General features: G+C 42.3%; 14 protein-coding genes. 10 read left to right on the top strand and 4 right to left on the bottom strand.

Annotation, left to right across the window (positions count from 1 at the left end):
* Positions 1 to 305: 305 nt before the first annotated feature.
* From J3369_RS11165 to J3369_RS11195, 7 genes are read left to right on the top strand one after another with little or no spacing between them, the layout of a single operon-like run.
* Positions 306 to 1,283: a site-specific integrase gene (locus J3369_RS11165; RefSeq protein WP_349586759.1), complete on the top strand. Its 978-nt coding sequence runs from the start codon at positions 306 to 308 to the stop codon at positions 1,281 to 1,283.
* Complete coding sequence (locus J3369_RS11170) at positions 1,284 to 2,915, top strand: site-specific integrase (protein ID WP_349586761.1); 1,632 nt, start codon at positions 1,284 to 1,286, stop codon at positions 2,913 to 2,915.
* Positions 2,912 to 5,125, top strand: a complete 2,214-nt coding sequence (locus J3369_RS11175; RefSeq protein WP_349586763.1) for a hypothetical protein — start codon at positions 2,912 to 2,914, stop codon at positions 5,123 to 5,125. The genes J3369_RS11170 and J3369_RS11175 overlap by 4 nt, the downstream gene beginning before the upstream one ends.
* A complete protein-coding gene (locus J3369_RS11180; RefSeq protein ID WP_349586766.1) occupies positions 5,122 to 5,508 on the top strand; it encodes a hypothetical protein in 387 nt (128 codons plus the stop codon). The genes J3369_RS11175 and J3369_RS11180 overlap by 4 nt, the downstream gene beginning before the upstream one ends.
* Entirely contained in the window at positions 5,508 to 5,951 is a 444-nt protein-coding gene (locus J3369_RS11185; RefSeq protein ID WP_349586768.1) for a VPA1267 family protein, read from the top strand. The genes J3369_RS11180 and J3369_RS11185 overlap by 1 nt, the downstream gene beginning before the upstream one ends.
* A complete protein-coding gene (locus J3369_RS11190; protein ID WP_349586771.1) occupies positions 5,951 to 8,140 on the top strand; it encodes an AAA family ATPase in 2,190 nt (729 codons plus the stop codon). Before J3369_RS11185 ends, J3369_RS11190 begins: the two co-directional genes overlap by 1 nt.
* A 27-nt stretch (positions 8,141 to 8,167) precedes the next feature.
* Positions 8,168 to 8,800, top strand: coding sequence for a hypothetical protein (locus J3369_RS11195; protein ID WP_349586773.1), 633 nt, complete (start codon positions 8,168 to 8,170; stop codon positions 8,798 to 8,800).
* A gap of 24 nt (positions 8,801 to 8,824) precedes the next feature.
* Here J3369_RS11195 and J3369_RS11200 read toward each other — a convergent pair whose 3' ends face one another.
* Complete coding sequence (locus J3369_RS11200; RefSeq protein ID WP_349586776.1) at positions 8,825 to 9,490, bottom strand: hypothetical protein; 666 nt, start codon at positions 9,488 to 9,490, stop codon at positions 8,825 to 8,827.
* Positions 9,491 to 10,074: 584 nt separating this feature from the next.
* Here J3369_RS11200 and nrdB point away from each other — a divergent pair.
* Together nrdB and yfaE are read left to right on the top strand one after the other, a co-directional pair.
* Positions 10,075 to 11,205, top strand: a complete 1,131-nt coding sequence (nrdB, locus tag J3369_RS11205; protein WP_349586778.1) for a class Ia ribonucleoside-diphosphate reductase subunit beta — start codon at positions 10,075 to 10,077, stop codon at positions 11,203 to 11,205.
* Between the two features lie 18 nt (positions 11,206 to 11,223).
* Positions 11,224 to 11,496, top strand: coding sequence for a class I ribonucleotide reductase maintenance protein YfaE (gene yfaE, locus J3369_RS11210; RefSeq protein WP_303574717.1), 273 nt, complete (start codon positions 11,224 to 11,226; stop codon positions 11,494 to 11,496).
* A gap of 35 nt (positions 11,497 to 11,531) precedes the next feature.
* Here yfaE and J3369_RS11215 read toward each other — a convergent pair whose 3' ends face one another.
* Together J3369_RS11215 and efpL are read right to left on the bottom strand one after the other, a co-directional pair.
* Positions 11,532 to 11,867, bottom strand: a complete 336-nt coding sequence (locus J3369_RS11215) for a hypothetical protein (protein WP_303574718.1) — start codon at positions 11,865 to 11,867, stop codon at positions 11,532 to 11,534.
* A 141-nt stretch (positions 11,868 to 12,008) separates the two neighbouring features.
* Positions 12,009 to 12,584 carry an elongation factor P-like protein EfpL gene (efpL, locus tag J3369_RS11220; RefSeq protein WP_119501438.1) on the bottom strand — a complete coding sequence of 192 codons (576 nt, stop codon included), beginning with the start codon at positions 12,582 to 12,584 and terminating at the stop codon, positions 12,009 to 12,011.
* A 291-nt stretch (positions 12,585 to 12,875) separates the two neighbouring features.
* On the opposite strand from efpL, the gene J3369_RS11225 reads away from it, so the two are divergent.
* Complete coding sequence (locus tag J3369_RS11225) at positions 12,876 to 13,427, top strand: type II secretion system protein (RefSeq protein WP_349586782.1); 552 nt, start codon at positions 12,876 to 12,878, stop codon at positions 13,425 to 13,427.
* Positions 13,428 to 13,437: 10 nt separating this feature from the next.
* Here the strand turns inward: J3369_RS11225 and J3369_RS11230 are convergent, their stop codons facing one another.
* Complete coding sequence (locus J3369_RS11230; RefSeq protein ID WP_349586784.1) at positions 13,438 to 14,283, bottom strand: DMT family transporter; 846 nt, start codon at positions 14,281 to 14,283, stop codon at positions 13,438 to 13,440.
* Positions 14,284 to 14,388 lie beyond the last annotated feature (105 nt).

Here is a 14,388-nt window from a genome sequence, read left to right on the forward strand (position 1 = left end):
TTATAACTATTGACAGGATATTTATCGCGTGTTAAATATGTAACACCATGATGAATTATCAAGTCGAATGCATACCTCACCCTCAGTACGGGAATCAACTTCTCCCGATGTTGATTAATGTGAGGAAAAACGAACTCCCTGAACCTTCTGCTGCACTGTGGGGGTGGAATCTATGGCTAACCAACAGATTCAATACAGTTAAGGGTCGATTGCGAGACCTGTGCGTCTTTTATGAATATGTGGACAGGTACTACCCTCGTTTCTTCGAAGATGCGGCAGCGTGTAAGATAATCAAAAGACGACAAGTGAACGACCTTGCAACTTTTCTGTTGTTGAATTTTTTTCATGACATTGAAGATGGCATACAAGTCAGCCCCAGTACGTTCAATCGACGTGTTGATTCTATAAAGCTTTTTCTGCAATACCATTACAGCCGATATATAGAGAAAATATCAGACATTGAGCGTGCTGACGCGCTCAGCCGAGAGGTGGCCAGAATTAACGCTCACCTTGGCAAAAAGAAATATTCTTCAGCCGAGGTGGAAAACCAAACGCAATCAGCAAAGCCACTCACGGAAGATCAAGTTAACTTAATTAGAGATATTGTGCGCCCAAGCGAGGGTAACTTCATCAACGATGTCAATCCGTTCAGACCATCTCTACAAAGGCGTAACGCCTGTCTTGTGATGTTGTTGTGCGAACTGGGCTGTCGAGCATCAGAGCTAATGTTGATTAGGCACAATGGCGAGGATCTCAAGCTCACTACTAACCCCACGGTTGTGATTAAAACACAGCGCACCAACGACAGTGAGCACCGTGGACGTAGAGATGGCGCATCCCATAAAACTCTGGGGCGTGAACTTCCGATATCTAAAGGATTAGCTGAATTACTGATAGATTACATCGAAGAAGATAGACCGAAACTGCGAAAGTCGTTTAATGGAAAACTGACTCCATATTTATTTGTAAGTGAAAAGGACGGAGGGCCAATGACGACAGATGGTCTGGTGTATGTCCTCGATAGCCTGTACCGCAAGATCCCCGAATTAAAAAACGCAGTGCATCCCCATCAATTTCGTGTGACGAGAGGTGGAGAGTTGCGAGACAGTATCGATACCGAGTATGAAGGCTCCAATTCTCCGATGAAAAAAGCAGGAGATATGCAAGATACGCTAACCACATGGGGCGGTTGGTCATCAACCAGCTCAATGCCGAAACGTTACACGAATGCCCTACTGCAAAAGCGTATCAGAGAATATTTAGCGAAAAAGGAAGCAGTATAAATGGGTCATGCACAAACAAAATACCTTAGCCCTCAAATCGCTGATGTTTATCAGGAAATGTACGACTATATTGAAGAGTTGAACGGTGATTATGACCCCTTCCCTAGCGAAATAGAAACCTTTCATGGACAGACTCTTAAGCTAAGAAATGACTACGGTTATCTAGTCAAGAAACATCGTGTGATTAACGTAGGCAAAGATGAGAGTAACTACAGCGTCAGTGATAACTATTCTAACTATTCATACATCAACTTTATCGCCGCGAAGTGCTGGATTGATACCGCAATATCACGTTCACCAGCATCACTTAATCATCAGAGTAAAGGCTTCAAAGCCCTGTCTGGTATTGTATTGTCTGACAAAGCTTTCAGTAGCGAAAGGGTTTTTGCTAAAGAAATATCCTCTCAGCTATCGGCTATTATGTTAGCCAATAAGTCTGACCAACGAGTTTGGCTAGCTATTCGGCAGTTCGCTAACTACGCAATTGAGAATTCGTATTGGGGATTTGATGAGACGGTTATATTTAAGCTTGATGAAGTGGTGATACCTAATAGCGGTACTAAACAAAGAGTTTCTTTGCTTGACAATGAAAACGGCCCTTTCACACGCTCAGAAATCGCACAAATATCCACAGCAATACAAGACGGTAGATTGTCATTAAAACACAAAGTGATGGTAAGACTCGCCATGAAATTTGGACTCAGGCCCATACAAATGGCGTTGCTCAGAGAAGAGGACGTATATTACGACAGCAAAGTTTTTGCTTGGTTTATCAATATTCCTCGTGTGAAAGGGAAAGTTGCTCAGTTAAGACGAAATGAAAACAATTTCTTGTTGAGGCAATTACCACAAGAGTTGGCTGATGATATTCAGGCGTTAATAGCAAGCGAATCCGACAGGTCGCTACGCGACCTGGACGGCATTCGCCGTCCACGTCCTTTGTTTAAAAGAAGCTCTGCTAATGAACACTACTTAAACGCTAAAAAATTGGTAGATTATGCATGGCATACAAGTTCTTCTCGGATAACCAAAGATTTTACTGGCACAATTCAGGCCCAGCTTGGGCTGAAATCCGCCTACGTTAAAGATGAAGACGGCAACCCACTACCCCTCAAAATAACGGCTTACAGGTTCCGATATACACTCGGAACACGGATGGTGTTGGAAGGAAAAACACCTGAAGATGTCGCGGTTGCATTAGATCATTCATCCATAGCATCCGTCGACCACTACTTTCGATATAACCGTGATCTCATGGATTTTATCGATGACACATTTGAATCATCGAAAGTGCTTTCAAATTCAATCGCCCGATGGGAAGGCTATATCATTGATGATGACGATAACACCGTTAAAGGCTCGGTTGTCCGTGGCAAAGACTTAGTTAATTTAGGTAAGTGCCTTAAACAATCTCGATGCGAATGGCATCCCTCAGTGAGTTGTTACGGATGCGGCCAATTCAGACCTTTCAAGAACGCCGATCATAAGTCTCAGCTAAAAGTAATTGAAGATGAGCGTGACTTCGTACGTAACAACTCATCAGGGCCTGTGCAGCACCAACTGGATGAAGCTTACGAAGGGGCAATACAGATTGTTGAAGCTCAGAAAATCATTATCAGGGAAGTATCATGAGCACAATCACCACGCTTCGAAGTAAACGCCTAAGCAGACAGCATGAACAACTTCAAGAACGTGTTCTAGAGCTTAAACAGCTTGCGCTTCCTGAGTTTGATGCACTTGTAAAAGTAGGCAAGATTAAAGGGACTTGGGATGATAAAGCGTGGGTATATCGAAACAGAACCATTTACTTTACACGCCCCTACACAGAATCAGGCGAATTAGTAACTAGCACAACACCAGAAGAAAATAAGGTCCCAATAGAGGGAATATGGGCTGATGTATATCGACTGTACATCCTACATAAAATTAAAGGCCATAAAGGCGAACCAAAATCCATATCTTGGCATATGAGCCAAACAGTATGGCTAGGTGAATTTTATCACTATGACACTTCATCATTACTAGCCCTTAATCAAGACAGGTTGAATGCTGTTATCCCACTTCTTGAGGCACATTTTATTCGCAGAGGCCCTTTTGAGCGCTACAAGACCATCGTGAGCTTTGTTAAAAAATTCATTGTAGTGAACAAGCTATGCCGAACTTTTGCACCAAAAGTAAAAATGAAAAATCCAGCTCTAGAGAAATCAAAAGCTTTACCTAAAAAATTTAACGAAAAAATAGATAGTTACATCGGCATTATTAAACAGCGTTTTGACGAAGATAAAAGGCGATTAGCGCAAGGGAAGCTTGCCAAATACCCAGAACCTAAACCTTACTATGATGAGCTTCGTCTTCTGGCTATGCCCTTTTTCCTCGCGTTAGGATTACGCGTCGGCGAGCTATGTAGATTACACAAGGATTGCATCGGTTATGATGAGACAAACGATAAATGGTTTCTACGCGTGCTGACAGAAAAAGGCAAACTTGCCAATGCACGTCCTCTTCCCAGAAAATGGCAAAATGTCCTCATCCAATCACATAAACGAATCCTTGAAATAACTGAACAATTCAGATCATTTGCAAAAGACGTAGAAAGCCGAAAAGAGCAAGCGTTTGTTGATGTATTAGCCTTTCCAGACAGACATCCCATGATTGTAACTGCGTTAGAAAAAAACGGATACGCTCCTGAGGAGTATTTTTTAAGGAACGAAATTGGTACAACCGGTTCTATTCATAACTCAGGCATTACTTATAATTCATTAAGAATAACAAAGGATAAGGATGGGAATGAGAAAAGAGGAATTTATGCAGATTCGATAGTTGGTAAAATTATCGCCAAAACAAAGCCGGGAAGTAATACCACATCGAAAATAGTCATTTCAAAAACGCAATTCGCCTCAATGGCCATGAATTATTACCGTGAATATCAACAGCGGGTATTTAAAGAAAATGAAGTTGACGGAGAAGTCAGTGAAACAATTTCATCCACGTCTTATTCAGTTGATATGCCATTCAGTGACTTCTTATTCATTGTAAAAGATGACATGTTCAACGGTAGTTCTAAATCACACGGATTTGTACCAAGACCAATGTTAACTAGTGATATGGCCAACTGGCTGACAGAAGATTCTTCTAGAAATAAATCAGCGTTCAGGCGTTACAATATCCGTAACGATGACAATAATATTGTGAATATTACATCACACCAGTTCCGACACTGGCTAACCACTGCCCTACTTCGCTCCGGTAAAAACGAAAGTATGATCGACTTGTTCATGGGCAGAAAAGCTGGACAAACACGACATTACGACCATCGCAACGGCAAGGAGCGAGCTGAAGACATGAGATCTCGCTACATGACTGATAGACCACCTGATGATGTGTTAGGACGACGTGTAAAGCGTATGAGAGATAATGACGTTTGCGAAAGCGAGATTGAAAATGCGCTTAATCATACGCTTTCGGTTGTTCACTATACCCCTTGGGGAACATGTAATCGCGATTTAGACTTAAGCCCTTGTGAGAAAGGCATGATGTGTCTGCGGGGTGATGATGGGAACGGCTGTCAACATTTTGGAATAGATCCTGATGATGAAAAAGCGAAGCAATCCATCATCAACACCAAAGTACATTACGAAACACAGTTGGCTGCACTGTTGCCAAATTACGAAGAGTTGTCTCACACGCTTAACAAGCAAGAACCATTGGATCAGCATGTCCAGTTTTGCATAGACACCATTAATGGCTGTGAGAGCGCTCTGAGGGCTTATGAGCGTGCTAAAAGCGCCAAAGACAACGATATACCAGTAGTACATGTATTCACCCCGGAGGAAGCCGTATGAGTAAGTCACCGCCTTGGCTATCCATAGCGTTATCTAATCTTAGTTTCTTTGAGAAAAACCCTGAGTACAAACATGAATTTGGACACGACTACATTGCCGACCGCTGCGGCATTACTCGGATGACTCTCAACCGAAATAAGAAATACATGAAGGAATACCAAAGGGTACGGGAGGTATTGAGAGGCTTTAAGTCTGAAGGCCAGAAGACATCAACAGATTATGAGGAAACTCTTAAGAAAAAAGACAAGAAGATCGCTGAGCTTAAGGCCGATAAAGCAGAACTCAAGCTCAGGTTGAATGATTGCTATCAGATGCTGGAAGATCATGGGATAGATCCTCAGTTCACCTATCCAAGCAAGATGAAAAAACACAAGGAGGCTTAGTGAGTAATCCAGCAGCCAAAGTCAATCTTGAACGTTTCTTAGCGTTCGTCAAAGAAAGAAATAAGCAAGGTGACTGGGAAGATTATACTCTACCAAACCAGCTTGATTTAAATAAAAAAATGATTGCACGGGAATGCGAGTTTGACCGAAAGAGAATTACAGAAAACTCGAAGATTAGAGCGAAGTACGAGGTCGTAAAACAAGACTTGATATCGAAGGGTATACTGATTAAAGACACCCGTACAGGTTCACAGAAACTAACATCCAAAACAGAATCAATCAGCTCAAGTCGCGACAAGGCGGCAATGAAAAAAGTACAGGAAACGGCAGCAGCGCTTGAGGAAGAGCTTTTTAGAACAAAACTCGAATTGGAAAAGTCAAACAAGAAGTTAGCTCGTCTAGAAGCAATAGAACGCTATCTGCTTGAAACTGGAAGGCTTTAATGGGTTCATTTTCAGGCTTATTGCAAATTCGAAAGATCCGCAGTCGTGGTAAAGTAGGCGGCGTTATTTTTTCTGCTATGACTTTGGCAGACATTCCAACACGATTTATTGTCAAAGCTGATTGGAAAATTGCCCCAAATCCAACAATGTTCAAAGAGGGCCACATTTGGTCTATTAGCGGTAGTTTTGAAAAACAAACGATCAAATGGAAAGACGGCACTAGTGCAACTGAAAATGTAGTTGTGCCTAATGAACTTCGTTTTGCTAAAGCTTCCAATGAGAACCTAAAGAGGTTGCTTTCTGAATCAAAAGAGTTTGCAGGTATCAGCCAAGTCAAAGCCGAAAAGCTCGTTTCGTTCTTTGGTGATGAGCTTTACGATATAGCAGCCAGTTTAGATATTGGGCGTTTGTTACCTATTCTAGGGAGAGATGTTGCTACTCGACTTGTTAACGGACTGAATGAATATCAGGAACTTAATACACTTAAATTGCTTGATGATCTTGGTGTCCCTTACAACATCACAGAATCAGTTCTTGAAATCTGGGGAACAGATGCTTTCGAAAAAATTCAGTCTAATCCCTATGTGTTAAGTGCATTTATGGCTAACCTAAAAATGGTAGATGAATATGCGTTAAACCGTCTAGGGCTTTCTCTCGATTCTCCGCAACGGCTGATTGCATACGTTAAGGAAGTGATGTTCAGCGCTTTTAACGCAGGTAACACTTGCTTACCAACCAACGAAGCAAAATACCGAATAAAACGACTTTTAGGGCCTTTGGCCAACGAAGCTTTTCGGCTCGCTCAGGAATCAGGTGAGATAATCGTCGATGGTAAAATGACTCAAGTCAGGAGTATGAATATCATTGAATCAAGCGTGGCCGAAATAATAGCTGAGCTTGCTTCGGCAAAACTAAATAAGGGACTGGAAAAGCAGATTAGCGCAAAAATCGATATCTTCGAAATCGGAGCTGGGTTTAATCTCACTCAAGAGCAGAGAGAAGCCATCACTCAATGCAGTACGAACCGATTAGCTATACTCACAGGCGGTGCAGGTTGTGGTAAAACGACGGTAATAGAAGCTATTTGTTTTTCTCTAGAGTCTTTGGAACAAACCAAGCAAATATTCTTAATGGCACTCGCTGGAAAAGCGGCTCAAAGAATTACCGAAGCGACAGGTAGAGAAGCGATGACCGTTGCATCGTTTATGTACAACGTTGATGCTGATGATATTGACGACGATGCAGTATTCGTCGTAGATGAAGCATCTATGATAGATGTTTTATCGCTACTCAAAATACTCAAGCGACTACCTTGCCGAGGCAGGCTCATACTGACCGGTGATGAAGAGCAACTTCCTCCTGTCGGAATCGGGCTGAGTCTTCATTCATTGGTGAATCAAGCCATACCAAAAGCCAACCTTACAGCTGTTAAAAGACAAGCAGAATCTTCAGGCATTCCCACTATCGCTGGCAGAATAAGAGGTTTTCATAAAGAGAAAACAGACCTTGAATTTAAACCATTTGCTGGAAAAGCTGATGGTGTTAGTTTTATCGAATGTACCCCAAAAGATATCGAGAAAAAATGCATGGAGGTTTATGAAACGCTCGGTGGAAATGGCTCAAATAATGACGTACTCATTCTCTCTCCAACTAAAAACCTTAATGGTGGCGTGATTAATTTAAATTGCCATGTTCACGATAAGTTTTCTCAAGGAGAGGTTGTTAAATTTAACCATGAAGAGTTTGGTGATGTAACTCATCACATTAGCGGTCGAGCTTTACGAGTTGGTGAATTGGTTATGTATACCAGAAACGACTATCAAAAAGATATCCGTAATGGGTCTGTTGGAAAAGTGCTCGCATTTAGCCATGATTCCGTAACAGTTGATTTTGAAGGAAATACTACCGAGTTGTCTATCAGCGAACTGAAAAACTTGGAACACGCTTATGCTTTAACGGTACACAAAGCGCAAGGAAGCCAGTTTGAAAGGGTTATCGTAGTAATTAAAGATTCTCGCAACCTAGACCGTCATCTTATCTATACTGCACTTACTAGATCGAAGAAACAGGTTGTTTTTATTGGTGATGCAAATGCATTTTATAATGCTTTGATTATTTCTAACGCACACAAAAGACATACAAAACTGAATCAACACCTCAAGTCAACCAGCTTAAGTCTTATTAATTGATATAACTATAGTGTAAAGGGAATTTCGGTGAAAAATAGTATTTGTATTGCTGGCGACAGAACGATTAGTGACTGGAACACATTAAGACCTAAACTCGTGAAAAAATCGTTCGACCAACAATCTTGGGATGATGCTAAAGCTTTTTTAGACTTGAGGTTGGAGCATAGATACTTCAATGCAATTGAAGCAATTAGATCTCAAAATAGTAACAAACTAAAAGGAGAAGGCTTTGCTATTTGTACACTTATCTGCTCTCTGATTGAAGCAGTTGAAACTTTTTACCAAGGCACTAATTTTTCAACTAGACCATCAAATAGGTATGAATATGGCTTCGGCCAAAGCAAAAAGATCTATCAAGATTTTCTTACCAAAAGAGCGCCTTTTAGTTCGTATTTTGATAAAAAATTGGCTATTGATTTTTATCTGAATGTAAGATGCGCACTACTACATGAAGCAAGTACAAGAAATAACTGGGTAATAAATATTCGTAACCATCAGTCAGTAACTATTAATCGTGAACAAAAAACAATCAACAGATCACTATTCATATCAGACTTGAAAGTTTGTATTAATCTCTACAAAGATGAATTAAACAGGTCCCCTGAGCTTCAAAAAGCATTTATAAGGAAATTTGATGGTATTTGTAATAATTCAACTTGACATATTACTTTTAGGGCGGTGGTTCTATTTTTTCTTGTTATTTAAAGAATCAAAGCAAAACGGTGAATCTTTTGGTGCATTATCATATTGGAACCCGATAAATGTGCCATCCTGATTCATTTTAGGGGCTAGAGCCTCATATTGTCGACTACTAACAGCATGAGGCTCTTTGCCGTCGGCATAAAGCGTTTTTAGTAATTTCAAAGCTTCCTCGTATGTAACATTTGATGCAACCTGATTTACTACTCTTGTCTCTGAAATTATGTTCCCGTTCATAGCAGTTGGAACTTCTGTTTTGATATCGCAATACACGTCCCAACTGTCTATTTTTATTAACTCTGCTGAGTTTGCGGCACTATTACCTTTTTTATACGCAGATAAAACGTAGCTAAGCATTATCAAAGCGCTAGTTAATGATGTGCCAATATTAATAGGTTCTGGAGAACCAGTGCTATAAGCTGACACACCACAAATAAAGAGAATACCAAGCGACGTATTCATTGTGTTGTTGCCTTCTAGTTTATTGAACCAACGGTCGCGACGGATATAAAAGCTACCCACCCCGACAAAAAAAACAATGTACAAAGCCCAACTTTTGAATTCTTCAAACGCAAAAGTAACAGTCAAAATGAAGACCGATAAGAGAATAGCCAAAACTTTGAAGCTATTTATATTCATTTGAGTTTTCATTCGCCAATATCCTTATCTTATAGATGCGAAGCACCACCAAATTCAAAATGTACCTCATAAACTTACTTTTCTACAAACTACGAGAACAATAACTTTCTGTACAAATTCTTCATTTCCTGACGTTAACTGTTACGGCAAGAAATTTTAGCAAACGCTCGTTAATGCGGGTTATTAGGGTACGCAGTACCCTAATGCAAAACAGTACTTCCTATGACACGGGAATGTAACACATGGGGCCAACCAGAGTGTTGCGAACAGACAGTGCTCCCTCCCGTCCTGCTAGACCTATCAAAATATGTAACATTCCAATCTAAAAAACCATTAAACTTTTAACCTATTTTGGCATATCTAAACACAACATATTGTGTTACATTTTAAAAATGTTGCTAAGTGTCGTTATGTCACTGGGAATAGCAAATGTTGAGTGCGTCTTTATATAAGGGTTCTAGAGCAGCTTTAGACCAACCCACCCACTCATTTGTTACATTTTTCTCAGGGCATAACAAAATTTAACGATAAACCAGGGCTTGCCCTGGTTTCTTCCGTTTTTAACTGATAAATCTGTTCTGAGTACTATCGCAGTTATGAAATACACAACGTTTAATCAACAAAGCGTCAATCCTCTCGTCGAGCCTATGTTTTTCGGTAATCCTGTTAACGTAGCCCGTTACGATCAGCAGAAGCACAGCATTTTCGAAAAACTCATTGAAAAACAAATCAGTTTCTTCTGGCGACCGGAAGAAGTTGACGTTACGCGTGACCGTGTAGACTTCCAGAAACTCACAGAGCCTGAGCAGCACATTTTTATTTCTAACCTGAAATATCAAACCTTGCTGGATTCCGTTCAGGGCCGCAGTCCGAATATTGCATTCCTGCCCATCGTGTCATTACCGGAGCTGGAAACCTGGATTGAAACCTGGTCTTTCTTTGAGACGATTCACTCCCGTTCTTACACTCATATTCTTCGTAACCTGTTTTCCGATCCAAGTGCAATTTTTGAAGACATCGTGGTTAACGAGCAAATCAAGCTCCGTGCTGCTGATATTTCTAGATACTACGATGATCTGATTTTCCACACACAGTTGTGGCAGACACAAGGTGAAGGCGTTCATACCGTCGACGGCGAAGTGTACGAAGTGAACATGCGTGTTCTGAAGAAGAAAATGTACTTGTGCATGAATTCAGTTAATGCCCTGGAAGCGGTTCGCTTCTATGTGTCCTTTGCCTGCACCTTCGCGTTTGCTGAGCGTGAGCTGATGGAAGGTAACGCAAAAATTATCCGTCTGATTGCCCGTGATGAAAACCTGCACCTGTCCTCTACTCAGCACGTGCTGAACCTGTGGGCCAGAGGCAAGGACGATCCTGAGATGGCAGAAATCGCCGCGGAGTGCCATGAAGAGGCACGCCAGATCTTCATCAGCGCTGTTGAGCAGGAGAAGGAATGGGCTGATTACCTGTTCAAGAACGGCTCAATGATCGGTATGAATAAGGAAATTCTGTGTCAGTACGTGGAATACATCGCGAATCAGCGTATGACCGCTATTGGCTTTGACGCACCATACGAAGTGAAAAGTAATCCACTGCCGTGGATGAACAACTACCTGAACTCAGATAACGTACAGGTTGCGCCTCAGGAATCAGAGATCAGTTCCTATCTGGTAGGTCAGATTGACTCTTCAGTCAGCGAAGATGACTTCGCCGATTTTGAATTGTAATTCCTACCTTCCCCGTTAATGGGAAAACCTGAATCCACACTTCGTATCGATATTGTCGATACGGGGTGTGTTGATGCCGTACCGGATAAAACACTGCTGGAATCTTTGGAATCCGCAGGTGTAGCTTGTCATTATCATTGCCGCGACGGTTTCTGCGGAGCCTGCCGGACTAAATTGATAGAAGGGTCGGTGGAATATACCACAGACCCCCTCGCCTTTATTGACGACGATGAAATACTGCCCTGTTGCTGTAAGCCGGTAACAAACATCAAAATAGATGTTCCGCTTTAACTTACCTGACTTTACGCATTATCAGGAATGAATCTTTAGCAATCCTTATCTTCCAGATCCATTTTATCTTTCACTTTCTCACAGCCGTCTTCAATAGCATTACCGGCATCGTCGGCCCACTCTTCTGCTTTATCTTTAGCATCGTCAGTCCAGTCTTCCGTCTTATCTGCTGCATCTTCAGCAAATTCCTCTGTCTTATCTGCCAGATCAGATGCTGCATTTTTTGCATCATCAAATGCACTGCTGGCGGCACTTTTGGCTTTAGTCATTGAGTCTTCAGCCTGTTCCTGTTTTTCTTCGCTACATGCGCCAAGAACGCAGGTAAACAGACCAATGCATAGTAATGATGAGAGTTGTTTTGTCATTTTCATATGTCTTTCCTTTTACGCAGTTGAGTGTGTACTGATGTTAATCCTGCGGGCAATCAATACCTGCAGGACTGGTTAAAAATAACACAATATTAAGAGGTGACAACAGCCACCTGAGTTTTATGGCTGCTGAACCGTATGCTGTCAGTGCTTATCGGCACGGCTCTGAAACTTACGTTCTTCGGTGTTGATTTTGATCCACTCGCCGGTACTGATGTACTCCGGCACCTGAACAACCAGACCGGTTGACAAAGTAGCCGGTTTGGTACGGGACGTCGCAGAGGCTCCCTTAATGGAAGGGTCAGTTTCTACCACTTCCAGTTCAACACTCATGGGTAAATCAAGAGCTACCGGCACTTCGCTCACAACCAGGACCTGAATACCGTCAGTTTCTTCGTTAATGAACAAAGCTTCATCAGCAATACTGTCTTTATTCAGATGGTAAGGCGTGTAATCTTCTTTATCCATGAATACATATTCATCGCCGTCGATGTAAGAGAACATTGCTGGACGGCGTACTAAATCAGCCATTTCCAGCATGTCAGAGTCCTTAAACGTTTCATCATATTTTGCACCGCTTACCACATCGTACATACGCATACGATAAATGCTGCCGCCTGCACGGCCCTGTGGTACAGAACGGTCAATATCTCTGACAATACATGTCTTACCGTCAAAAATGATGGTGTTATTCTTTTTAATTTCACTTGCCTTAGGCATGGCGGTTCCCTGTATTAGTAAATCAGACCAGCGGGTCCGATCAGAAGTGGAAGGTCTCTATTTTCCGCGATTTTTCGTCGGTAAGAAAGCCTTTTAAATGCCAGTTTTTCTGAAGCAAGCGGAATAAGGGAGCTCGGATACAGATTCCTGGTTGCAGTTTAAAAATCATTCTATGCTTATTCGATTAAATACCGGCATGCCTTACAGCATAACCGTGAATATAAGAAATTTATTGCCGGATAAAACTCTTTCATCCAGGATTACCCTGACGAAATAACCGTAGCAAAGAACATGTTGAAATCTAACCTGAATACAAAGGGATTTACCCTGATTGAGCTGGTCATCGTAATTGTGATCTTAGGTATACTTGCGGTCACTGCGGCCCCCCGCTTTATTGACCTTTCCGGTGATGCGGATGATGCTGTCACCCACTCCATGATGGGTGGTTTTAAATCAGGCCTGACACTGTTACATACCAAATATCAGATAAGACAAACATCCCCTATTTCCATAAACGGACAACCGGTCACATTTAATTCTGAGGGCTGGCCGACAGGCTCAACCAGCAACAGCGCCGGTTGCGCAGAAGTGTGGGATCAGATATTTTCTGACCCTCAGCCAGTCAATGTGATGAATGATTTCAACTCACCTCTCGCAAAAGGCTGGAACACTGTTTACTACGCTGACGCCAGTGCTGAAGTATGTGCGTATCTCAAAAGCAGTGCGGCAGGGAATCTGTCCGGATATACCGACCCTTACTTCGTTTATTTCATCGGAGATACAAATTATGCTACGTATGGTTACACCGGCTCACCGGGTGATGTGAAGATGTATAATTTATAAAATCTGCCGGTCAGCGCCATTTTCTTATTACCAGTACAATACCACCAATGATTGCAGCACTGGCAATAATGACTCTGACGTTAAGGCTTTCAGATAGAAATACCCATCCCATCAAGATGGCAATTACCGGTACACTGAGTTGTAAAGTGGCGGCATTAGTCGCCGCTATTTTAGGGAGTACAGCGTACCACAAGGCATAACCCAAACCCGATGCGATGGCACCGGACAATACGCCATAGATAATACCGTAGCGGATAGTTGTTTCTGAAAGTGAAAGTGGCTCATCAACAAAGATAAACAGCGCGACAATAAACGGCGTCGTACGGACAAAATTTCCTGTCGTCATTAAAAGTGGCGATGCTACGCCTTTGCCTAACAGTGAATACACTCCCCAACTGATACCGGCAGTGATCATCAGCAACGCAGCGGGCAGCGGCGGGGCTGTGACGCCGGGCAGTACCAGATAAACTAAACCCGCAAAGGCTACTACAAAGCCGGCTGTCTGAATAAAGCTGAATCTTTCGCCTCTTAAAAGGCCGATGCTGATCATTGAAATTTGTACAGCACCAAACAGCAACAGAGCGCCGGTGCCTGTCGTTACGCTTTGATAGGCAAAAGAGAAACCTGCTGCATAGCAGAATAATGCGACAGCCCCTGCCCAGCATCCCTGTTTCGCAGGATGATGCCCTTTCAATTGGATAAGCAAACTCAGCACCACAGCACCGCTGAGCAACCTTACGAGTGTGAAAGAAGCCGGCCCGATATCAGTCTCTACCAGCGCCATCCGGCACAAAAGGGAATTAGCAGCAAAAGCCACCATGGCTAAGCAAGCGTACAACAACGCAGATACAGGCATGAATCGCTCCTTTTATTTTGTTCACCTTCCCACGACAAAGGAGCAATTACAATGGTACTTGAGATCCGGTTACTCCGGTCCGGTAAACACCGGACACAAAAAAAG

The organism is Alteromonas sp. NFXS44, assembly GCF_040148705.1.
Taxonomy (GTDB): Bacteria; Pseudomonadota; Gammaproteobacteria; order Enterobacterales; family Alteromonadaceae; genus Alteromonas.

Bases quoted from the DNA above. Each gene is read 5' to 3' on its own strand.
- nrdB (WP_349586778.1), top strand. From the start codon at position 10,075: ATGAAATACACAACGTTTAATCAACAAAGCGTCAATCCTCTCGTCGAG.
- yfaE (WP_303574717.1), top strand. From the start codon at position 11,224: ATGGGAAAACCTGAATCCACACTTCGTATCGATATTGTCGATACGGGG.
- J3369_RS11190 (WP_349586771.1), top strand. From the start codon at position 5,951: ATGGGTTCATTTTCAGGCTTATTGCAAATTCGAAAGATCCGCAGTCGT.
- J3369_RS11230 (WP_349586784.1), bottom strand. From the start codon at position 14,283: ATGCCTGTATCTGCGTTGTTGTACGCTTGCTTAGCCATGGTGGCTTTT.
- J3369_RS11225 (WP_349586782.1), top strand. From the start codon at position 12,876: ATGTTGAAATCTAACCTGAATACAAAGGGATTTACCCTGATTGAGCTG.
- J3369_RS11175 (WP_349586763.1), top strand. From the start codon at position 2,912: ATGAGCACAATCACCACGCTTCGAAGTAAACGCCTAAGCAGACAGCAT.
- efpL (WP_119501438.1), bottom strand. From the start codon at position 12,584: ATGCCTAAGGCAAGTGAAATTAAAAAGAATAACACCATCATTTTTGAC.
- J3369_RS11180 (WP_349586766.1), top strand. From the start codon at position 5,122: ATGAGTAAGTCACCGCCTTGGCTATCCATAGCGTTATCTAATCTTAGT.
- J3369_RS11170 (WP_349586761.1), top strand. From the start codon at position 1,284: ATGGGTCATGCACAAACAAAATACCTTAGCCCTCAAATCGCTGATGTT.
- J3369_RS11215 (WP_303574718.1), bottom strand. From the start codon at position 11,867: ATGAAAATGACAAAACAACTCTCATCATTACTATGCATTGGTCTGTTT.
- J3369_RS11200 (WP_349586776.1), bottom strand. From the start codon at position 9,490: ATGAAAACTCAAATGAATATAAATAGCTTCAAAGTTTTGGCTATTCTC.